Consider the following 21,810-nt stretch of genomic DNA (forward strand, 5'->3'; position numbering starts at 1 on the left):
AAAGTAGATACTTGAAGACTTTATTATCAGAAATTCCAAATTTTAGTAAGTTTGATTAAATCGAACTTACACCAAATTTGCTTGGTGACAATAGCGTTTTGGACCCACCTGACCCCATGCCGAACTCAGTAGTGAAACGAAACAGCGCCGATGATAGTGTAGCATTTGTTATGTGAAAGTAGGTCATCGCCAGGCTCCAAATAAGAGAAACCCGTTACAGAAATGTGACGGGTTTTTTGTTGTCTGATATTTAATAAATAGCCAGACTCCATGCCGAACTCAGTAGTGAAACGAAACAGCTCGAAGGCGAGCCCCGCGGAAGGCCGCCCCGACACAATGATAGTGTAGCATTTGTTATGTAAAAGTAGGTCATCCTACTGCGTAGCGCACCATGGCGCCAAATAAGATGATGCGCCGCGCGAAAATTTCCCGCGCTTCGCGCGATAACTGCGAAAAATAGAAATTACTCTATATTAAACAGCTTTCCAAATACTTAAACTTCAATCTCTGTATATGGCAATGTTGGTGCTGAACCAACAATCCTGCCATTTTCTACATATACCGCACCAGTTTGAATACTATCTCCTAATACAACACTCTGGCTGCTGTCGCTGTATTCGACAAGCGTAGTGCCGTTTGTGTTAACTGTGACGATGTTCGCTATGGTGCGTTGGGTTTTATCGAGTACTGAGCCGAGTCGGTTTAATGTGTTAGACATTGCTGAGCACCTGTATTGTTTGGCTAACTGTGATAGCACCTTGGTCGCTGATACTAGCGTTAATTGTCATGCTGTCGCATGTGGCTTTAAATACTGAATCTGTGTAAGTGATGCCCACTAACATACCAGGGCGGATTGGCGGTAAGTCATCTAAAAGCTTGGTTCTTATTGTTGTATTTTGTTTCTTACCGCTGTTAGCCAGCTCAAACGTTCCACGCTGACGTGCTGCTTGGTTGTGGGTGATTATCGAGTCTACAACATCATTGGCAAACTGATCGCCAAGTGTACCCGTTCGTTTGATTTTACATGCTACGCCTTGCTGTTCACCGCGCACAAATACCGCGTTATGTTCCTGGCTTATTGTTTGACTGCTGTTGTGCTCAAGTATGATTGAATCATTTAGTATTACGTCACAGATTGCATTGGCTGTATCCCAAGGCATTACGGGCCATGCTGGGACTACTGAGACAGTTTTAGTTGCGTCGTTAATATCGAGTATTGCGCCGACTGATTTAGCCACGCTTAACAGTGCCGCCGCTGGGGTTAAATTGGTATAGGTAAACGCGCCTGTTGGGATTGGATAATCAATCATTTTATTATCGAGTGACCAACCTGTATTTACTAGAATATCAGACATGATCCCTGCTAAGGTTTTTGCGGTTGGGTTCGCGTAGTTTGTAGCCCTAGCGTAAGGGTTAGATTGCAAGGCAAAACGACTGCGACAACTTGCGCTGTAGCTTTTATTCGCAAAGCGTGTGCCAGTGCTTGGCTGCTCACAAATCACATAAAAGTCATAGCCATTTAGCGAGATTTTAAGCTCTTGGCCCAGGGCACGATCAAAGTCGATGCGTGAGCAAAATTTAATATTGCATGTTGCGCTAAATTGGCCGCGAGATACAGAGTAATTAACGCTGTTGATCAGTATTTTTAAATCGTCTGAAACACGCACGCAATTGATTGTTGGCTGCATGATGTATGTATTCCTAATCTGGGGTTCTATGGGGATTTTGCTATCAATGGTTGGTACGTCATCGTCACCGCGAACAAGGCCGCCCGGTAAGCCCCAATAGCAAACTTTATCAGGGTTATTAAAACGCATAACTAAGCGTTCATTGTTTACCGTTGCAGACTCTGTGAACTCTAAATTTACATAGCCTTTGAACGGGTGGTTACGCCAATAACAAATGTACTCTTTGTCTGTCTCGCCGAAGTGTATTACTAGCTCACTAGACTCTAAAAGTGGTTTTACATGCCAATGCAACTCATGCGCTGTTTTTAGCAATTTAGAGCTGTTCCATTGCTGTTTAAATTCGGTATGTTCAATATCTAACTGAGTTAGCCAGTTAAAGTCATTCTCGTTGTACTCAATGCTAGTAATAATTTTATACGGCATTTGAATAACGTTTGATACGTAACCGCTGTTACCCCATGTAACGCTGTTTTGTGCTGTGACTAATGCGGTGGTTTGCCAGTCAAAACTAAATGTCACAGGAACTAATTCTGCGTTGCTAAAAGCCGTTTCAAACTCGGTTTTAATAGACTCAGTTTGCCATGCTAGCACTTTTACTTGCGTGATTAATTGCGGATTCAACCAACTTAAACCCTGTTCGATACCAATATTCGCTTGTAAAAACGGCAACGTTGGATCTATTGGCCCAGTGTCATAACCGAATCTGATTGTCAGTGGTGATGTATTTATTACATGCTGTTTAGTAAATCGCATCACCAACGCGGCATCATTACCCATGACATCCATGTCATTATTTTGATAGCTTAATCGAAGAGGCGATTTATTAACTTTGTATGGGTTAACAAAACGTAATTCAATCATCCTATTAGCGGCTCGTAGGGTTGTGGATTATTTATGTCAAAGCTAAAAACATTAATTAACATTGCTTGCACATTATCTGTAATTGCTGCGTTAAACTGACTATCATCATCAAACATCACTACTGCCAAATTAGGATCTACTGAATAATTCAACGGCAAAACTCTAGTATTTAATCCATCATTTATTTTAAAATGCGCCAATTTATCTCCATTCATTCTATTTATTATCAGCATTCTTTCAGCATCTTTCGTATCTACAACAAGCGCAGAAAATAATAGCGGAGCCTTATATATTTTTGGTATCGGTAATATCATGGCCATTCTTCCATATTTATCCAGATTGATGTTCCACCACCATTGGGTCTAGGTACACTGTAATACTGCGCTCCATCTATCAATTTTATGAATGGCATGCTTTCACTTCTATATCCAAATTCTTGAGAAGCAAATAACCCTGGTATTTGCCCTCTTATGAAAGGAAGTACTTCACTGTTACCCCTTGTTCCAGCGGTTGCTAAAGAATTAGAGCCAGTTGATAATAAAAAAGGGCTGAGTATTCTAATTTCAGGTGAAGAATCCTGAAGGCTTGTTTGATTTAGAGCGTGATTTCCAAAATTAGTTAATAAATATGAATCCGATTTTGAAACAGATGAATCTAGCGCATAAATATAGCCAACAGAACTACTGTAGTTATCTGATATTACGTAATTAAGCTGCGTATTCCAGCTTATTGATGAGTTATTTTTTTTACCCGCAAGAGTTATAAATTTTGCAGAGTCAAAACCATAAAAAGAACTAAAATCACCGGCAAAAAACACAGAGTGATTGCTGGCTCCAAAGGAATTATAACTTTTCCGATATTCAGGGTGGGATATATAAAAAAACGCTGTACCGCTTGCTATGATTACCCAGTTGTTTGGGTAATAAATACCAGAACCGCCAGTACTGGTATAAAAGTATGCACCAAGTCTTGATTGTTCAGATTTAGATATATAGTCCAAAGCACTTTGTAATCTTATTGAATTCGTTGCGTTATTATTTGATGCTGAAGCAATAAGCACTCCGCCGGAACCACCTGTTGAAGTATTGTTTTTTAGCGCAAGAAACGGAGATTCTTCTGGTATGTTTTCATCTTCAATAGACCAACCGACAGCTGTTTTATTACCGTAGCCTTCGGCTAAGCACTTCTTAAGAACATTAATAAACTCACTTGGTCTACCTTCTACTATCTGCGGTGCGCCGGGGTCATCCCATCTATAAACTGTAACTGCTTGAGCCATTATTTAGTCCTTATTTCCACGAAATGATAAAGTTGAATTGTCACGCACTATTTCTGAGTGACCAGGTGATACTGAGCGCGTAACCATGGTTGGTTTACTGGCCGCTAGAGTCTCGAATAAAAACGCTTCGCCGGGGTTTAGTCCTGCGCCAAACGCCTCTTTACGTAATATAAAATACGGGGCGCCTGCGAATGAGTTAATCGGGGCACAGTCGTTTAGCGTATCGCCGCTGTAGATATTACCGACTGATTCACCAATCACGTTGTAAGCTGTTGTTGATGTAAACACGATGGCCCAGCGCTGGGCTATTGCGCCTATGTTTGTAAGCTCTATTGGGTATTGCGTGGTATTGATTGCACTGGATGCAGCCGCGCCAGTATCACCAAAATTATTTTGCCATGCGGCTAGTGTTCGTTCATCTTTTGTTTGGGCTTGAAAGTCGCCTAAAGCTTGGACACTGCTCACTGTTGCACCAGCGGGATAAGAACGGCTCAATGGTGTTAGTAGGCTTAATGTGTTGCTTTTGATTGCGTCAATCAATGCAAGCTCTGACTGAATTGCAGTGATAATAAACGGCGGTGAAAATGCGCTTATACCCGCGTTTATTGTGATGTCACCTGTTGCAGCATCGTAGCTGTAGTTATCATCGGTTACAGACCAACAGCTTGCACCGGTGCTATCTACAATATCGATAAAATCAGCATCGGCTATAACGTTAATTGTTTGGCCGCTTGATAGCGTTGCAGCGGCTGTACGCTCACGGTTCTGTACGCTGACAGGGTTATACGTATGGAAAATTGCTACTGTGCCGTTATTTGGTAGCGTTGAAGTATCAAATCCGCCCGGCGGCGCGGGTACTGTGGTTACTTCAATTTCGTTATAGTCATAACGAATTGAGTCTGGCTTAACATCTTCACTAAATGCTAAATCAACATAGCCAGTTGCGCTTACTGTACCTGTGCAATTGGTGCCTGTGATATTACCGCTCAAATCGCTAGACGCTGAGAACGTAGCACCCGCTGCGGTTTCAAACGTAATATAAACCGAGTCACGTGCAAAGCTGCTGCTCGGTAACTGCCATTGCTTAGCGTTGATTGTTAGCGCACCTTTTTGGATTAATGCCCCTAAGTTATCAGTAACTGTGCCGTTATAATCCACACTATCAATTTCTGTGATTACGCCAGTGTCATAATCAATGGTCGCAAACACATAACCGCCTGAAATAAAGCGGCCTTGGCTATCGTCTTTATAGACTGTTTCGTCACCCGTTTTTTTGAGCTTAGCTGAGCCTTTTAAAACACTTTCTCCTGCGGCTAATGTTATTGCTGAACTCGTCGTAAATGAATGAAACCTAAAATCTTGGTTTGATACATAGAAAAGCGTGAAATATTGGTCTTTACCGATTGCTGGATAGAGCTTTGAGCAAGTAAATGTGTTGTTTTGATAAAGTAACGAGTTTAGTTCGCCATTACCCGCACTCAGCTTTATAGTTCTAACTCCTTTTTGAACGCTAGATACTTGCCCAACATCAGCATTATCAAAATACCAAATGTACTGATACTCACCGTAGAACGTTGGCTCAGCTTCTAAAAAGTCATCAACACTAATGTTTATTTCTGTAATCTCACCATAACTTAAAACGCGCTTTGTTCGGTAAATGCTAAATGGCTCTGAGTCGGGTTTAAGCCCTATCTTTGTATTAACTGTGGTAATGCTTGGCGTTAAAGTGCGTGTGATTGACTCTACTGTTAGCTCTTGGCCTTGTGCGTTCACTGGCGCAGTCATTAAGCTAGTGCCGTGAAATTTAGTGCTAGCAAGCCCTAAATACGGCAGCATTTCAGTGACTGTATCTGTGTCTTTTAGGTCTTTCGCTTCAACCAGTAAAACATTGACTAAGGGATCATCTGGTTGGTCGCTTAAGAATATGTGGGCATCTTGCAAGCGGCTTGAATCGTCTGTGCTTAATGCTGGATAGAGCTTCACTAAATCAAATGATGATCGGGCATGATCAATGTCACTTATTGAGCTAAACACATCGTTTAATTTACCGCTAACAATTGCGTTACTGGTGCGGTGGCCGCCTGCGTGTTGCTCGTTGCCAATACGCTGTGGTTTGAATACTTTTAAATCGGTTCTTTTCATTATCGGACCTTTAAACGGTTTTTAAACGTAAGTTTATATTTTGAAAATGAGTCGGTGCCGAGTCTGAAAAATGCGTATGCGGCACGGCTTCAACAGCTTTTTGGTTGTGGTCCCACACCACATTAAAACTCGTGCCGCGTATGGTTATTTCAAACGCGGTAAGAGTTGTTTGTGCATGCTCATACAAGGGTGTAAATACGCTGGCGTCTTCAAAATCACTGTATAAATAAATTGGACGGCCTGCGGGTATCGGTGTTTTTTCAATGTGCTGCGCGCCGTTTAAAGCACGCTCTGTTTGCTCGGCTACGGGCAAATAATCAAACTCATTAAGCCAAATAAAGTTATCCAAGCTTTGTGCATTTATTAAAATCATTGGGTGTTACTCAATTGCTCTAAACGTTGTAAAAATTGCTCTTCAAAATCAGCTAATATATTGGCCGTTTGGCCGCCAGGTAATGCCAGTTCTAACCTGATTGTTTTGCCATTGGTGTTACCATAATGGCCTTTAAGTAAAGCGATAAGCTCGCGAACAGCAGCTGTAAGGCTGTTTAAATCACCGTTAGATGCGTTATTACTGGGCGTATAATTGTTTGTAGGCGCTGTATAGCTTGGTTTGTAACTTGGCGTTGGTGCAGGCGTATAAGTCTGGACTTGTTCAACCGCTTTTTGAGTGGCACTTTGCGCTTTTATCGCTTGCTGTTGTGCGTTAATTGCTGCGTTTAATGTACTCTTTTGCTCACGGGTCAAATATGTCAGCTGCTTATTGATTCTGTTGTATATCTCAGTCAGTGCCTCACTACTGTTTGCATTATCAATTTGGCCGTTAAATTTACTAAATTGTGCATTTTGAGTAGCAGCATAAGCGCGACGTTCTCGCTCTCTATTTATTGCTTTAGTATCTAACTCATATGCGTTACGACCATTTTTATCTTGATAGTCGACAACATCGCTCACACTTGCACCATTACCAATACTTTCAGTACGACTTTTGGCACTGGCTGCGGCGGATGCAACACGCCCTAAAGCCGCAGCTTGCGCATCTAGCGATTTAACTGAGTTCGCAGCTGCACGGGCATGGTCATTCGTAGCTTGCGTGCCTGCACGAGTCGCATTGGTTGCCGCATCTTGTGCGCCTTTAAAATCACCTAGCAGGTTATTTACAACGCTTAATACATCGCCTAAACGTTGCTTTTCATAGTTGTATTGTTGTGCTGTTAGTTGACCTGTTTGATAACGTGAATTTAAGCGTTCAAGTTCATCTGTTAAGCGGCTATGTTCGCGTTGTAATTCACTTAAACTTGCAAGCTCTATCTGTTGAACACGCGTTAAGTCGTTAGTTTGGTGGGTTAATCGCTGTTGTTGAATAGTCAGCGCGGCTTGCGCCTGGGCTTTTTGCTCAGCGGTGGCCGTGCTGCTCGCCATTACTTGCTGGTTTGTTTTTATTGCGTCGCGGGTTTGCTCTAACTCGCGAGTAAAGCGGTTAACTGCATCGCTGTTTGTGTCGGTTACAGGCTTTAAGGCATTTGCTTTTTCAATGAGCTTATCAAGTTCTTTCGTTAACCCCAGTGCAGCAGCTGCGGCTTGAATGCTAGAAGGCACGGTTTGATCTGTTGCGTCTGCGGCAGCAATGGCCGCTTCTGCCCACTTTAAATATGCCTGGCGTTGTACGGCTAATGGCTGCTCTGATTCTTCCATTAGCTCATACGCTGCGCGCAATTTATTAGCGGTATCATCTAAGGCTTGAACCGACGTTAAGCCCAACTCTGCATAAGCTTTTTCTACATTACCCGCAAATATTTTTTGACGCTCAAGTAATGCGCCGTGCTCTTCAAACTTAAATTTTAGCGCATCTAAAATGACTAACTGGCCCTGGTATTGTTCACCAGCGCCGGCAATTGCAACACGGGCAGATTCTATGCTTTGTATAAAACCATCAACACCAATTTTTACACCATCTAAGCTTATGGCTTGCTGCTCTAATGATTGAATTGTTTTAAGGGCTTCGGGCAATGAAAGCGTAAGCAATTCTTGGCGCTGGCGTTCGGCCTCTGTCGCTGCGGCTGTGGATTCAGCTAATTTACGTTGTTGGTATTCTAGATTTACATAGCGCTGGGTGGCTTCGTCCCAAACAAGCTTACCGCTTTCTATTAATGCGTCTAATTCGGCTGAATTACGGATGATCAAACCCGTGGAATTAGCCAGCATTTGTAATTCATCTGCTAATGCTTTGGCTTGTATTGCACTTGCTTGTTGCGACTTTCTAAGTGACTCTTCAGCAACCAGTAAATCTTTATACAGTAAACCAACGTCGATTAACTCGGTAATTAACCAGGTGTATAAACCTGCTTTACCTACAGCTTTAAGCGCAGTACTCCATTTAGCCGCTGCAATGCCTGCGGCATTAGTTGCCACGGTAGTAGAGCCAATAGCAGCGGTGTAGGTTCTTAGTGATGCAATGGCCGTGGTTGCGCCGCTGATAACACTACTAAAATAGTTACCGACTTTAAGCGCCAGCCATACTTTAGCAACGGTGGCTATTTCTTCGCGGTATTCATAAAGCGTGGTTGCGGTATTTTTAATTGCATTACCTGTACTTACAATTGTGTCGCTAATTTTTTGCGCCCACTCTTGCAAGCGGCCATCTTTCGCCATTGCTGCAAATTCAGTATTAAGCGCGGTAATATTGGCTTTTAACCAATCCAGTGCACCGCTTTGCGCTATAAGGTTATAAAACTGCTCCATGTTGTCTTTAGCGTTTGACACTTGCCCGCTAAAAAGCGCCATTTGTGCCGCAGCAGAGCCAGCACTTGCACGGCCCATTTCATCTATTAAACCTTTAATTACATCACGGCCTAACTTACCTGCGCTAGATAGCTTTTGCAGCTCAACGGTGTTTTTACCTGTGACTTTTTCAAGTAGATCCCAAACAGGTATACCGCGCTCAACCATTTGCAGTATTTCTTCGCCCTGGAGCTTTTGCTTTGCCCACGCTTGGCCGAGTGCAAGGCTGATACCTTCAACCTCTTGAAACCCGCCGCCGAGCTTTAATGCTTGGTCGGTAATGGCTTGCATAGTGCCATCCATTGGATCAAGGCCAAACGCTTTTAATTTTACAAACGCCTGGCTTACTTCACCCATTTGTAGCGGGGTGTTTTTAGTAAATTCTTTTACCCATGCTGTGGCTTTTTCGCCGCCCGCAAGACCGCCCATAAGCGCTTGCATTTGCACGCCGAGCTTTTCAAATTTATCACCAGTACTAAATACCTGGCTTACTGCTTGGGCTACACGATCAAATCCAATATAAGCGGCGGCCAGTGCAGTTACTTTACCAATTACACCGTCTAAGCTTTGTGCTTGAGCGCGTTGGGCTGTGGTGCCAGTGCGCAGCTCATTACTAAACTTATCGACAGAGCGGCCAGACTTATCAAACTGGGCAGCTAAGTCACGCTTGGCTACACGTAGGTTATTAGTATCAACATCAGAGCGTTTAAGGGCTGTTTGAAGTGCTGCATGCTTACTTGTTTGCTGTGTAAGCTCGGTGCGCATTTGTGTTAAATCTTTCTCTGCGGCGTCTAATGAGCGCGCGAGTTGCACAAATGGCTTATCAGTGTTTTTGGCTTCAGTTTGTAATTGGTCGAGGGCTTGAGCTGCCGCCGCTGTGGCTATTTCTTGTTGTTCTAATTTTTGTTTTGACTGCTCAAATGCACGTATTAGATCAGCTTGATTAGCTAACCCGTCTAATTCGTTGGCAAGCTTGCCAGCGGTTTGGCTGGTTTTCTTGGCGCTGTTATCGGTTTGGTCTAGTGATTCACTGAGTTTATCAGCAGCAGGATTAGCGGCATCGGCGCTTTGCTCAATGTTGCGCAGTTCTTGAACCAGTTGCTCAATATTTTGCTTGCCTGTCGCTTCGGCAACGATGCGTAGGGCTAGTTCGAGGGTTTTATCTGCCATGGGTTAACTCAGTTTTAAATGGTGTTTAAGAGTGTGAAAAGGGGCCGCAGCCCCGCACAGGAAATTAGGCGTCGAGTTCGGTGTATAAAAACGGGGAGTTTTTGCCTGTCACCACTTTAGCCGTGCCAGTTAAACCACCGCTTACAAACTCACTGGCCGCAAAGTCGATGGCTTTGTTGGGCATTAAAGAGCTTTCGTATACTTCGAGTTGAATTGCTTTACCGTTGGCTAGGTTTTCACCTTCACCAAAAATACGCGCGCGTACTTGGCTTTCAATACCACCTTCAACGGCTTTGCCGCTCATAGCGTTGTGTTGGTAACTCACAGTAATACTGCCGCCAGCGTCAACTGCACCGCCTTTAATGGAGCGAATAAGGCCAAGGGCATAGTTCACCTCAAAGTCAGTGCCTAGCACTAAATCAACAGCAGCTTGTTTAACGGTTAAACCTTCACTTGCTAGGTTTTTATGGCCAAGCTCCAGCCAACCTTGGTTTGCAGGGAGTGTTTTAGCGACATCAGCTACATTGCCACTGGCTTGATTAACATCAACCACCTTACCCATTAGCGCCATCGCTAACAGTTCAGACGGCACATCATCAAATTCAATCGACAGCTCAACAGGCTTGGCAATTTTTACATCGTCCAAAGCTTGGCCGTAAGAGTCTTTCTTTTTTGATGTACGGATTTTAGAATCAGCTTCAGTTTTGATCTCAAGCTTAGTCATATTGATAGGGCCAAAAATACCAGTGCTTTGGCCCGTTTTACTTAATCGGTCAATGTAAAAATTGCCCGCTACTAATAAGCCACTCATAGGTGTGCTCCTTTCATTCTCATTTGACAAGTAAAGGCCAGCGGGTAATACGCAAAACCTTTGGTGAATCGGGGTTTAATCGGTGAGTTAACACGCAGCCAAGGGCCAGTATCGCCCGCTTTTTTGCCTGCAATAGCGCGAATAGTGTTAACTAAATGAGGGCCTGCATTTTCTTTGCGGCCTTGGCGCACAACCAAAATCACTAGCCAGGTTTGTTTAATTTGCATTAAATTGCCGGCGTTTGCGGTGTCGGGTAATTGGTCGCCAAAATACAAAAAGTGCAAGCACGGTGTACGTTGTGATGACTCACCCAAATCAGCTAAGTCGGTAATGTAATTAACTTGCTTAATGTTGGGCACTGTCTCAAGCGCGGCTTTTAATGGCTCGTGTGCTGCTAAGTAGTCATCGGTTATGTCAAACATCAGATAAACCCTTTCGATTTACCACGGGCAAATACGCTGCCCGCTGATTGCATAACTGCCGTGTCATCGGTTTGGGCATTTGCGCCTAGCTCATCAACACCGAGCGATAATTTGCCTTTACCAACCGCTACTAAAAACTTAATTGCATTTTGATAGCGCTCAGTAATGTGCTCTGGTGCGTTATCTGTGCCCAAAAAGTAACGGGCAATATCGCAGCACAAACGCGTTAATACGGTTGGCACAATCGTCAGCGGCAATGAGTAGCGCCCCGCTAAATAGCCGTTAATTTCAGCACTGGCATCAAGTAATGCCTGCTCTAAAATTGGCATGTTTATTTGCTCAGGGTCGCTGTCTTCACGCTCTGTTAGCAGCACTAAATCTTGCAGGCCAAAGCGTTTTAGCATGTCATTAGTGCTGGCATAACTCATGATGATTGACCTTGCTTAACTGCATGGCTAAATACTTTCCATGCGGCATTACGCTGCTCAGCACTGGGTTTTATTGTGAGTACTTCGCCAGCATCGATGCCAGGCACTTGATACTCAAGCTCATCAACCGTTGGCTTTTTAACAAAGCGTTGCTCAAGCATGATGGCTAAAATGGGGTGTAAGCTTTCATCAATACCCGCTAAATCAAGCTCTATAGCTACAGTGTTATCCACACGTCCGTCGTCCAATGATGATTGCGAACTTGGCTGCGCAGGCGTTTTACTCGCTTGCACGCTAATGTGTGGATCACCGCTAAGGGTCTTAAGTTGCTGCTCGTCAATATCTGAGGCTGGCAATTTATTTTTACCTGGGGCAAATGTAAGGCCCGCACGGCGGTACTTTTGACCGCGCGGGTTAGTGACAATGATGCACCCAGTATCAGTACTATTTTTAGACATTTCATATCCTGCCTTTATATAAAACAGAAGGGCTAGCCGGGCTAACCCTAAACGCTAGCGTAAAGCCTGGTTAATCAAGCCAAGGCACAACCATCACTTCAACCGCTTGATAGTTAGTGTTTGATGCACCACCTTCTTTTTGCATGGCTTCAATGAGTGCTTTAGCCTTGCTGCGGTTCGTTGGGCCAACCACGAGTAAATCAGGGTTAATACCCAGCGGGCGGCCTTTGTCTGACTTTAAGCCCATCATTTTTTCAATCGCGCTATTAAAGTTTGCTTCGGTTAGCTCGGCTTTGGAGCCAAAGGCTTGTTGCCAAAAACCAAAACCTGCGTTCACACGGGCGTCTACGCCATATAAATATTCGTCGGCCATAAACACATGATCAGAGGTGCCCGCATCGGTTTTAGCGCTGAGCTGGTAGTCTTTGCGCTTTTGGAAAATAAGCGGTTTAAGTGGGCGACGAGTATCCAGTAAATACCAAGGGGCTAACGCGCCATCTTGCATATTTGATACAAGCTTTTCGTTTTCACCTTCACCAACAACGTGTTCGGTATCAAAAAAGTTTTGGCCGTCATAACACAAGGTATTCCAGCCGCTGGCTAAACAGGCATAGGTTAGTTCGTCTGGGTGTGTGGCTGCCGCATAGCCCATATCTTGGAACTTAGGCATTAACACGCCAAGCGTATCGTCTTCAATGTATTCGCTGGCGATGCCTTCAGTGGCTTCAAACTTTTTGTTTTTAATCGAGTACGAGTGCAAGGCCATTTTGTTTACATGGCGATCACCAATCCACTCACGCAAGCGGCTAAACTCACCTAGCCAAGCGTAATCTTCACTTGATGTAGTCGAAGGTACGACCGTGGCAATACGCGTATAAGTAGGCGTGTAAGTGCTGCGGCCTGCATTAAATTCAGTTTTAACGGCCGTAAAAACGGCGCGTAACGATGGGGCTGAAATATCCATAGTGGTTTAAATTCCTAGTTCAACCCAAACACCTTGTGCAGCAACTTCCGTCACTTTGCCTGCGGTGCTTCGGCTATCGGTTGCAGAGTCGATAGACACATGGCCATCGGTCGAGAAATACACAGTGCTGCCAATATGGCTGTCGAGCACATCACCTGCATTGGCAAATAAGTGCTCGCCAATTTCAACAGTTGCACGTTGTGCTTTGTCGGTGCCTTGGCTGTTATCAACACCCATGCGCACAATGCCCGCACAAGTGCCAACTGTGCCAACGTTGGTTAGCAAACCATTGCTGGTTAAAATGCCAGGTGCATCGCCAGTTAATACAACGGATGCAGCAAGTGGGTAGGCTCTAAATTTGCCTTGGCGTTTTGCAATAGCGGCCATGGTTATGCGTCCTTATTTTTCAAGAATGCCGCTTTATCAATGCCAGTGGCTTTGAGTACAGCGAGTTCTTCAGTGGTTAATTCAGGATCACGATTGTGTTCTTCGTCAGCCTTTTTCTTTTGTGCGGCGCTGCTTTGAGTAGTGCCCGTTAACGCGGCAATTGGGCTGCGAGCATCCAGCGCGGCTTTTAAAACAGCTACGCCGTTTTGCTTGCCTAAGTCTTGAAAGTACGAAACCTCAGCTTCAATAATGCGGCCATCGGCTTTTGCGGCATCAATCGACTGCTCAACGGTTAAACCGTCATTCTCTGTTTTTAATACAGCGAGTTGTTGAGTGATTGCGTTATAAGTGGCAACGGGCACATATTTCGATAGGTCAACGCTTGAGCCTGAATTTGCTTTAAGTGCGGCGACTTCAGTGCTGGCTGTGGTTAATTTAGTGCTTAGCTCATCAGCCGAGTCGGCTTTTGTTTTAAGCGCTTTGAGTGCGGCAAGACCTGTGGCGTATTGGTCGGTGGTAGGCTGTTCGCCATCACCCACAGTCACGCCCAAGAGTGCAAGCAGCTGGAGTGCTTCATTCATGGTGGTTTCCTTTTCAGGGGTTGAGGTTTTTAAAACGGCCACCTTGCGCATGCCATCAACAGCAGGTTCGTTGGTCAGCGCAAAGTGGCGTAATTTAACGGGGCGGCCATCGGGGCCATAATGAAATACGGGGCTGATAAAACGGTATTCATCATCACGTAAAAATTGGGCAGCTTTTTTTGTCCATTGCACGTTGAGTGCAAACAAGCCTTCGCCTGGGATGTACTCTAAATCGGTGGGGGTAAACCACCCTGCGGCGGGGGCTTCCTTGCCGTTTTCTTCCGCATAAAGAGTTTGATGTTCGTAGTCAAAGTGGTAATCGTTTTGGCGTGTGCTGGCATCTGCTTTAAGGGTATTAAATGCAGTTTCATCCATTAGCCAGGCATTGTGCTCGGTATCGCTTGGGCGGCCATCGCCTGCGCTAAAGTAACCATCGGGTGCAAGTTGCACGCGTGGGCTGGTGCCATCAGCGGTTACATCAGCATTAAAACGACATACCGCAAGGCCTATATTTGCAAGTTTACTCGCCGTTAGTACAGCAAGTGAAATGCCTTCCAGTGGCAAACTGCTCCTGTTTGTATGTGGTAAGTCTGTGTTGTGAGTGTTTAACGGCATGTAACTGGCTACAAGTAAATTAACTTGCAGCCAGTATTCAGGATTTCTTTAGAGAGTGATTTTAAACTGGATTAAAAATATTTTCTTTCAGTAAGATCATGTATCTTTTACTGCTTCTTTAATACTCGCCATATATTCAATACTTACATCAATATATGACTTTAAATCTCCAAATGACACATCAGCAGCTGTATCGTTGTGATGAACTATGTTATTTCTTTTCTCAACGATTTTATGCATTAACTCTTTATTATCTAAAAAAGCCTGTTGATTAAGTAAATTTACACCTAAGTTCTGAAATAGTTTCTCAGTTTTATAAGGGTTTGCTGAAATGCTTTCTGAAATATCCTTTTTCGTCACATCTAAAACAAAGTTTGAGTATTTATAATGATGTTTCTTAAAATTAGGGTTTGTTCTCCAATGTATTAAATTGTGTGGGATATTCGCACTTTTAATCTTATTGGTTACATTCAAAGTATGTAAAAAAGCAAGATCTTGGAGGCATGCCTCTATATAACTACATACACTAATTAGGTAAGATTTCACAAAAAAATTCACGTTATCAATGAATAAATCATCAGGTACTTCTCGAACAACTCTATGTTCTGATTCAGATACAACTTTTTTTAACTCTAATAGAAGTGATTTATATTTATTAAAATTCTTATCTAATTTATTTAATTGCTGCATTTAACAAAGGCTCCCATAGTGCTCTTCTTCTTAAAATGGAGCGCTTTTGCTGCAACCCGCCAGAAATTGTTTTCCTGAAATCATCGCTTTGACAGAGTGAGTGGTAAGCCTTTTTTATTTTCCCTTTTTTAGATTTAATGGTCGCGATATCTAATAACCCTACGGTTATCATTAGTAGGTCATAGTGCACCATTCCTTGTTTTGGTCGGTCTCTAGATGTGTCGCTGAATATATCATCACCAAAAACTATTTCGCATTTTCCTAAAGCAGATTCAAAGCTGGTGCGGAGATCATTAATCCTATCTTGAGGTGCTTCTGCATTTCGTTCCATAAATTCATCAAGGAAGTCATGTAACTTATTGTTATAACTTTCTAGTTCAATGTTTTTTTCAAAGGCTAAGAAACGGAGAACCTGCTCTTCATCCTCTCTGCTATCTTTTACTTTTTTACTGTTTTCAACCAGTGAAAACTCTTTTATTATTGGATTTTTAGATAGCTCAAATAATAAGTCATCTAAAGAGCCTGGATATATTGCGTGTCTAATTTCTTGCGGGCTTAGCTCTACAGAACCTTGGTTGAGGCGTGCAAAAATTTCTCTAATCAGCTTTTTAGGATTTTCTTTTCTTAAAACAATACAACGTATAGTTGTAGATTCTAGTTCAGCTTGTAAATCCCCAAGTTCGGAAAATTTTTTTCCTTCAAGTTCTTTAAATGTTGTCATCCCTTCTAAGGCAAATTCATCATTAAAAAATTTTGTTATTGTTGTAAGCCTTTGGACACCATCAATTACAAGTTGCTTTCGATTTTCATCTTCAGCAAAATAACATGATGGGATAGGTATTCTCATCAAACAAGATTCGATAAATTTTGAAGCTCTCCCCCAGCCTTCTTTGTCCCATTTATATTTTCTTTGAAACTCGGGGTTTAATATTGTTTTAGGAACCTTTGCAGTAATTCGAGTTACCAAAGTTTCGAAAGGGTAATCGATAGGGTAAAGATTAAGAGTTTTATTTTCCATTTCTTGAGACATATGCTTCCTTAAATTTATTATCTAGTGGATAAAATAAAATCACAATTAAGTGGTAATACAAAATATCAGTAACTCAACCAAATTAAATTACTATCAAAGTAGATTCAACTATTTATTATCTTTAGAAACGTTTCTAAACCCATTTCCAGCTGATTTAACAGCACACTCGCAACATTCACGCGACTAAAACACCGCATACGCTCTTAGGGGGCGTTGTGGCGTTTTTAGCTTTCTAATAAAAAATCGCCCAGTATCACCAGTAATTCGGTTTCGTTATCGCGGCTTAAGCCTAAATATTCACGTTGAGGAATCGCTGCGGGCCCGGGTGCCATTTCTGGCAAGCCGCCAAAATTATGAATAGCGGCGTAGGGTTTGTTACTGCCAATTTGCGCCCAAAAGTCGCCGCTGTCTGCTGTAATAGAGGCCGCGAGTCCGCCAGCTGTGGCTTGCAGTATTTGCCCACCAACACGGCTTGACCTGCGCTTTAAGTAATTATCACTAAGTGCTGGCCATGGCGAGCCATCAACCGGGCTTTGCTGATCTGCTAGGGCATCTTCGCTGGCACCTTCCATCACAGCAGCAATAGCATCCATAGGTTCGCTGAGATTATCAAAGCGCTCAGCTAGTTGCTCTAATATGGCGATGACGGCTGTGCCTTCAGGTAAAATTGAGATAGTTGACATAATAGGAACCTTGGCTAATCTTAACAGTGTAACCACATCGGTACTTACTTCATGGAGTGTGGTTACTCCTCCTAAATGCCAGCCAACGAGCTGGCATTTGTTCTTTTTGACTTACATGTATGTTTGATTAATACTTATCCATGGCGGTAGTGTTTCCAATGGGTAACGGTTAACGTGTTCGTTATGATGTGGGTTCGAGTCTCACCCTATCGCCAGCCTTTCAAATAGCCTGCCGCAATCCCTGCGTTTATATCTGTTTGTGTAACTTTGAACACATTAATTAGCGGGTCGAATACACTGCCAACCTTGGCAAAATCCACAATCACTTTTATGACTTGCTCACCACCAGACAATTGAGATGGGTAAACATACATAAGGTTATTATTTGTTGTGTCCCAATACACTTTGGTTTGTGGGTTATTAAGCCAAGTACTGAGCTGTGTATATTCATTAAGCTCTAGTGCTTGGCCTTTTACTTTGTGGCGGGTGCTGTTGGCATGGGCTAATGCGCGCTCACTTAAGGTAATTACACGCCCAGCCTCAATGCCTTTATCAATCAGCTGTTGGTTTATATCGTCTGCTAGAAAGCTCACTACGGTTTTATGTTGTGGCCGTGGGCCATTGGCTTTTAAGCCAGCGGTATTATTTGCTTGCTTAGCTAATTGGTAACGCTCAACACGGGCAAGGCTTTCTTTTGTCCATAGTTCAAACGCGGCCTCTCGCGCTGGGCTATTATTAAGGGCTTGGATGGTTTCGGCTCTTAGTTGTGGGTCGGGTACTTTACCCAGCTTTTGGGCTATGGCTGTATCGGTGCCAAAGGCGCTTTGCCCTGGTGAATATGCCCAGCCTAGATCAGGGGTCATTACATCATCGGGTGGTAGTTTTACCCGGGCATGGGGCACGGTTTTAATATCGCCTGTTTCGCGGCTGATAATCTCAGCATCAAAGGGTTGTACGTAATTACTGCCATCTTCAACGGTAATGCCTCGCGATTTAACTTGTGCCTCAGTTAATGCACGTACACGACAACGGCAGCCCCACCCATTAGGCGGGTAAATGGTTTGCCATATTGGATCATCAAACCTAAAGACGCGGCCATTTAATAGCTTGTGCTCGGGGCGAGTTTGGCCGTCATCAATAGCCACATACTGCCAATAAGGGTGCGTTTTAGCACGCGATAACATGCGCCGATAACGCCCAGCCATGTAAGCCGTTTGCATGTTAGTACGGTAAATAGTGTTTAAGCGATACGGGCTACCTAGCTGTATGTCATCACCAATGGCATTTTTAGCTTTGCCCCACCAACCGAGCTTTTGCAGCTGAGGGGTTAGGCGCTCATTAAATTGCTTGGCTGTTAAGCCTTGTGTTAATGCGGCATCTAGCTCGCCACGAATAGCACTGAGCACGTCCATGTTTTGTGCGCGCGCAACGGTGAACGCTTTGCTATGGGCGCTCGTCAACATATCGTGCCATTCATCGCTTACGGCGTAACCCTTAGATTTAAAGTAAGCCACCGCGTCTGCGGGCGGCTTATCAAAAGCGCTGGTTAAATTAACGCTAGGCATTGAGTGAACCCCACAGCTCACTTACAAAAAACAACCGCGTGAGTAAGTCAGTTAAGCCATCTTGATCTAGCATGGGGTAAAGCTCAGCCAGTTCAATGGCGGCCAGTTCTTCACTTTGGTTTAGCTTATCAAGCAGTGGCTGCAATACGGTTTTGTATTCTTCGCGCATATCGCCGCTGGTAATGGCATCTAGAGCTGTATCGAGCTGTGCTTGGCTCTTGTTACTTGTGCCTTCACTTTTAAGCACTGCGAGCGAGCTGGCTTTTAATGCGGCTGTACTGTTACTCATTGGCTCTGTGGGTATTTCTAAAACGTCGTCATTATCGGTTGCTACAGGAATGTTTAAACGCTCATGCACCCATGATTTAGGGACTTTCATACCTAGCTGTACTAATGAGCGCAGCGGGTAAGCTAAATCGCGCATTTCATCGCTGGTGGAGTTGTCAAACTCAAAGCGTGGCAGGCGGCGATTGCCTGCGTAGCTTTTACCATTAAGCGCATACAGCGGGTATAAAATATCGCGGTTAATAGTTTGCTCTATTTGATGTAAGTCACTTTGAGTTATAGAGCTTAGTGCATCTGCATGTACATTACCCAGTGCATTGGTGCTGGTTTTGCCATCTGCTTGGCTGGTTAACGTACCGCCTAAAATTGCTTTAGATTGGGTGAGTTCACACCAACGGATCATTGATTCAAACGGATCGGCTTGGCCATTCGCGGCGCTTTGAAAATCAATTTCCATACCTTTGGGGATTATACCGCCTGCGTTATGGCCAATGCTCATTACTGCGCGTAATAGTGTGGCTTTTTCTTTTGGATTAGCACCGCTGGGGTATTTACCCACACGCACAGGTAAACCGTAAATCTCTAAAAATTCGGCTAAGTCACGTACCGAATAATTTTTAAATAAGAACGGCCAACTTAATACCGACACCAACCCCGCACGGTGTACGTAACCCGACTTTGATTTATGAATATGCATAGCCCAGGCGAACGGGTTGGGCTGCTCGCCTTCAGCACTGCCATCATTGAGCATTAATTGATTGCGGTTGTCTGGGTGCGTTTTAAAGATGTTTTGATCGCGAAACTCATAGCCCGTAATGATTTGCTGTTTTTCTACGTAATCCCATTGCAGCTCATTGGGTGAAAAGCCTTTTAAAATAGCGTCACTAAAATCAAAGAGTAGATCATAAAACCAGGTGGCATCATCAATGATCTCGCCCAGCATATCGGCATCACGTTGCTCTAATGCGCTGGCATTGCGTGGCGCTTTAATATTCCAGTCTAGGCCAACAATGGCACGGCGGCGTTTGCCTAAGTCGCAACTTATATGGCCGTCTTTGTCTTCCATATCTTTGGCTAAGTCTGCCATGGCCGCTAGGTTGCCTTGCTCTGCCTCGCGCAGTAAGTTTGCCAGCTTTACAGGGGTAAGCCCTTGGGTTGGATGATCTGCATACTCTTTCATTAGCGAAGCAACGCGGCTGTTATTGTCGGTTTGCTTTTCGTCTAGGGTCTCGAGTGTTAGCGGGTCGCCGTTAATATCTACTAGCATGGTTTAACTCGTATAAGTTGTTTTAAGGTGATCACATACACATCGAGTTTTAATGCATATTCGATGGCTGCGGTTTTATTTGGGGCGCTAAAATCAAGCGTAATTTCTTGGGCTGCAAATAGCTCTTGGCAAAGTATGCGCCAGCGCATTACCAACACCCCGCGCCTTGGTAGTTGGCCAGTTCGTCATAGTCAAACTCATCTTCAGCATGCTTATCTGGCAGTGGGGTAAACTCAATCGCGCTGCCTTGCATCCAAGCAGCACGCACAGCCATTGCAAGGCCCACAGCAAAATCGCCATGACGCTGGCGGCCATCAGTGCCTTTGCTGCTGCCTTTATCTATTTTTGGGGTGCCGTTGCGCACGGTGATCATTTGCAAGTCATCAAGAATGTCTTGGTGTTTTGGTATGGCAATGTTTCTATCTTCAAACTCGGCTTTAAGCTTGGGCATCCACTCCCTGTACCATGGATCGTTAAGCATGACTTGCTCAACCATGTCAGTACCAAAATGTAATGCGGCGGCTTCGGCTAAGTAGCCACCGTTACCTGTTGCATCAAACGCCAGCCCTTGTAAACGGGGTAATCGTTTAGTTAGGTACAGCATCACATAACGCTGCATATCGTAGGTAAGGTTGGTTAGCTCGATTAAAAACGGCACGCGCTTTGATAAATCGCGGGCTATTTCAAGGGGCACAAATACGGTTAAATCGCCACGGCGGGCAAAGTCTTCCCCAAAGCTATGATTTAGATCAGGATTTAACGTGGTTAAAAACAGATCCAACTGCTCTGTGCAAAATGCCTCAATCTCAGCTTTTTGGGCGTCTTCAGTCCATGACATAAAATCAGCAGGCGCTTCATAGGTCACAATGGGAATGCCCTTAACCATTGCCATTTCAATTAATGCGCGGGGTATGTAGTTGCCACCGCCTTTTTTAGGTTCACAAAAATACTCTTCCCGGGCATCGTCTTCGCTGGCGGTATCTTTAAGTAAATCAGCAATCCATTGTTGCTGTAATTGTTGTGACCAGGGTTTCTTTTTGATTTGGCAAATACGTTGATACAAGCCTTCACGACAGGCATCTTCAATGGTGATGGTGTGAACTGAGTAGCGTTTTTTACCTGCACGGCTGTCTTTAATAAGCTCGTTAAATAAATTGTCTACCCCGTTATGGGTTGAAATTAAACGTACCTTTGAGCCCCACATAGTTAGTGCAAGTGCGGCTTTAAGTACTTCGGCTAAGCGATCATGAAAGGCCGCTTCATCTATTGTTACGTTGCCCTGCATACCCCGTAAGTTAGACGGGTTAGAGCTGAGCGCCTGAATTTTAAAGCCTGAACTAAAGTAAATAACAAAGGTTAGAATCTCTTTGTCTTCATTTTTTATGACTTCTTCACATACTTGTGAAGCGGCTTTATTAAATGCTTTTGCCCACATGGCGGCGGCATCAATAAACTCGCGGGCCATTTCTTTATTTGAGCCAACATAAAAATGATTGCAGCCATTTGCACTGCGTGCAGCTGCGGCGCATAACACAGCATCGGCAGCCTCAGCCCAAGTTAAACCCGTACGGCGGCTTTTCTCAGCAATTTTTAATACGGAGTCGTCAGCAACCCAGCGTTTTTGATACCCAAGTAACACTTCGTCGGCGTTAAACTGGCTTATTTCAGCATTCATTTGCTCGGCTGTATTAGCGGCTTTCATG

21 protein-coding genes and 1 rRNA gene are annotated in these 21,810 nt (G+C 44.0%); 1 reads left to right on the forward strand and 21 read right to left on the reverse strand.

What is annotated here, in order from left to right:
* Positions 1-80 precede the first annotated feature (80 nt).
* A 5S ribosomal RNA gene (gene rrf / locus C7Y70_RS19850) occupies positions 81-195 on the forward strand.
* Between the two features lie 298 nt (positions 196-493).
* Here rrf and C7Y70_RS19855 read toward each other — a convergent pair.
* The 21 genes from C7Y70_RS19855 to C7Y70_RS19950 form a co-directional block, all read right to left on the reverse strand.
* A complete protein-coding gene (locus C7Y70_RS19855; RefSeq protein WP_135476695.1) occupies positions 494-718 on the reverse strand; it encodes a hypothetical protein in 225 nt (74 codons plus the stop codon).
* Positions 711-2,549, reverse strand: a complete 1,839-nt coding sequence (locus C7Y70_RS19860) for a hypothetical protein (protein ID WP_135476696.1) — start codon at positions 2,547-2,549, stop codon at positions 711-713. The genes C7Y70_RS19855 and C7Y70_RS19860 overlap by 8 nt, the downstream gene beginning before the upstream one ends.
* Positions 2,546-2,863, reverse strand: coding sequence for a hypothetical protein (locus C7Y70_RS19865; RefSeq protein WP_135476698.1), 318 nt, complete (start codon positions 2,861-2,863; stop codon positions 2,546-2,548). The genes C7Y70_RS19860 and C7Y70_RS19865 overlap by 4 nt, the downstream gene beginning before the upstream one ends.
* Positions 2,860-3,828 (reverse strand): hypothetical protein, encoded by a 969-nt coding sequence (locus tag C7Y70_RS19870; protein ID WP_135476700.1) that lies wholly within the window; start codon positions 3,826-3,828, stop codon positions 2,860-2,862. Before C7Y70_RS19870 ends, C7Y70_RS19865 begins: the two co-directional genes overlap by 4 nt.
* Positions 3,829-3,831: 3 nt before the next feature.
* On the reverse strand, positions 3,832-5,970 hold the full coding sequence (locus C7Y70_RS19875; RefSeq protein WP_135476702.1) for a hypothetical protein: 2,139 nt from the start codon (positions 5,968-5,970) through the stop codon (positions 3,832-3,834).
* Between the two features lie 10 nt (positions 5,971-5,980).
* Positions 5,981-6,343, reverse strand: coding sequence for a hypothetical protein (locus C7Y70_RS19880; protein WP_135476704.1), 363 nt, complete (start codon positions 6,341-6,343; stop codon positions 5,981-5,983).
* A complete protein-coding gene (locus tag C7Y70_RS19885; RefSeq protein ID WP_135476706.1) occupies positions 6,340-9,921 on the reverse strand; it encodes a tape measure protein in 3,582 nt (1,193 codons plus the stop codon). Before C7Y70_RS19885 ends, C7Y70_RS19880 begins: the two co-directional genes overlap by 4 nt.
* 64 nt (positions 9,922-9,985) lie before the next feature.
* Positions 9,986-10,732 (reverse strand): hypothetical protein, encoded by a 747-nt coding sequence (locus tag C7Y70_RS19890; protein WP_135476708.1) that lies wholly within the window; start codon positions 10,730-10,732, stop codon positions 9,986-9,988.
* Positions 10,729-11,154 (reverse strand): hypothetical protein, encoded by a 426-nt coding sequence (locus C7Y70_RS19895; RefSeq protein WP_135476710.1) that lies wholly within the window; start codon positions 11,152-11,154, stop codon positions 10,729-10,731. The genes C7Y70_RS19890 and C7Y70_RS19895 overlap by 4 nt, the downstream gene beginning before the upstream one ends.
* Positions 11,154-11,582 carry a phage protein Gp36 family protein gene (locus tag C7Y70_RS19900; protein WP_135476712.1) on the reverse strand — a complete coding sequence of 143 codons (429 nt, stop codon included), beginning with the start codon at positions 11,580-11,582 and terminating at the stop codon, positions 11,154-11,156. Before C7Y70_RS19900 ends, C7Y70_RS19895 begins: the two co-directional genes overlap by 1 nt.
* Complete coding sequence (locus C7Y70_RS19905) at positions 11,579-12,040, reverse strand: HI1506-related protein (protein WP_135476713.1); 462 nt, start codon at positions 12,038-12,040, stop codon at positions 11,579-11,581. The genes C7Y70_RS19900 and C7Y70_RS19905 overlap by 4 nt, the downstream gene beginning before the upstream one ends.
* 70 nt (positions 12,041-12,110) lie before the next feature.
* Positions 12,111-13,004: a Mu-like prophage major head subunit gpT family protein gene (locus C7Y70_RS19910; protein WP_135476715.1), complete on the reverse strand. Its 894-nt coding sequence runs from the start codon at positions 13,002-13,004 to the stop codon at positions 12,111-12,113.
* 6 nt (positions 13,005-13,010) lie between these two features.
* Positions 13,011-13,391, reverse strand: coding sequence for a hypothetical protein (locus C7Y70_RS19915; protein WP_135476717.1), 381 nt, complete (start codon positions 13,389-13,391; stop codon positions 13,011-13,013).
* A gap of 2 nt (positions 13,392-13,393) precedes the next feature.
* Entirely contained in the window at positions 13,394-14,587 is a 1,194-nt protein-coding gene (locus tag C7Y70_RS19920; RefSeq protein WP_135476719.1) for a phage protease, read from the reverse strand.
* 96 nt (positions 14,588-14,683) lie between these two features.
* Positions 14,684-15,277: a HEPN domain-containing protein gene (locus tag C7Y70_RS19925; RefSeq protein WP_135476721.1), complete on the reverse strand. Its 594-nt coding sequence runs from the start codon at positions 15,275-15,277 to the stop codon at positions 14,684-14,686.
* Positions 15,261-16,307, reverse strand: coding sequence for a DUF262 domain-containing protein (locus C7Y70_RS19930; protein WP_135476723.1), 1,047 nt, complete (start codon positions 16,305-16,307; stop codon positions 15,261-15,263). Before C7Y70_RS19930 ends, C7Y70_RS19925 begins: the two co-directional genes overlap by 17 nt.
* A gap of 224 nt (positions 16,308-16,531) precedes the next feature.
* Complete coding sequence (locus C7Y70_RS19935; RefSeq protein ID WP_135476725.1) at positions 16,532-16,990, reverse strand: phage virion morphogenesis protein; 459 nt, start codon at positions 16,988-16,990, stop codon at positions 16,532-16,534.
* A gap of 206 nt (positions 16,991-17,196) precedes the next feature.
* Positions 17,197-18,555 carry a phage minor head protein gene (locus C7Y70_RS19940; RefSeq protein ID WP_135476727.1) on the reverse strand — a complete coding sequence of 453 codons (1,359 nt, stop codon included), beginning with the start codon at positions 18,553-18,555 and terminating at the stop codon, positions 17,197-17,199.
* Positions 18,548-20,107, reverse strand: coding sequence for a DUF935 domain-containing protein (locus C7Y70_RS19945; protein ID WP_135476729.1), 1,560 nt, complete (start codon positions 20,105-20,107; stop codon positions 18,548-18,550). Before C7Y70_RS19945 ends, C7Y70_RS19940 begins: the two co-directional genes overlap by 8 nt.
* Positions 20,101-20,256 carry a hypothetical protein gene (locus C7Y70_RS20560; protein WP_167850851.1) on the reverse strand — a complete coding sequence of 52 codons (156 nt, stop codon included), beginning with the start codon at positions 20,254-20,256 and terminating at the stop codon, positions 20,101-20,103. Before C7Y70_RS20560 ends, C7Y70_RS19945 begins: the two co-directional genes overlap by 7 nt.
* Complete coding sequence (locus C7Y70_RS19950; protein WP_135476731.1) at positions 20,256-21,809, reverse strand: terminase family protein; 1,554 nt, start codon at positions 21,807-21,809, stop codon at positions 20,256-20,258. Before C7Y70_RS19950 ends, C7Y70_RS20560 begins: the two co-directional genes overlap by 1 nt.
* Between the last annotated feature and the right edge of the window lies 1 nt (position 21,810).

Origin of the sequence: Pseudoalteromonas sp. KS88 (genome assembly GCF_004766475.1) — a bacterium.
Classification (GTDB): Bacteria; Pseudomonadota; Gammaproteobacteria; order Enterobacterales; family Alteromonadaceae; genus Pseudoalteromonas.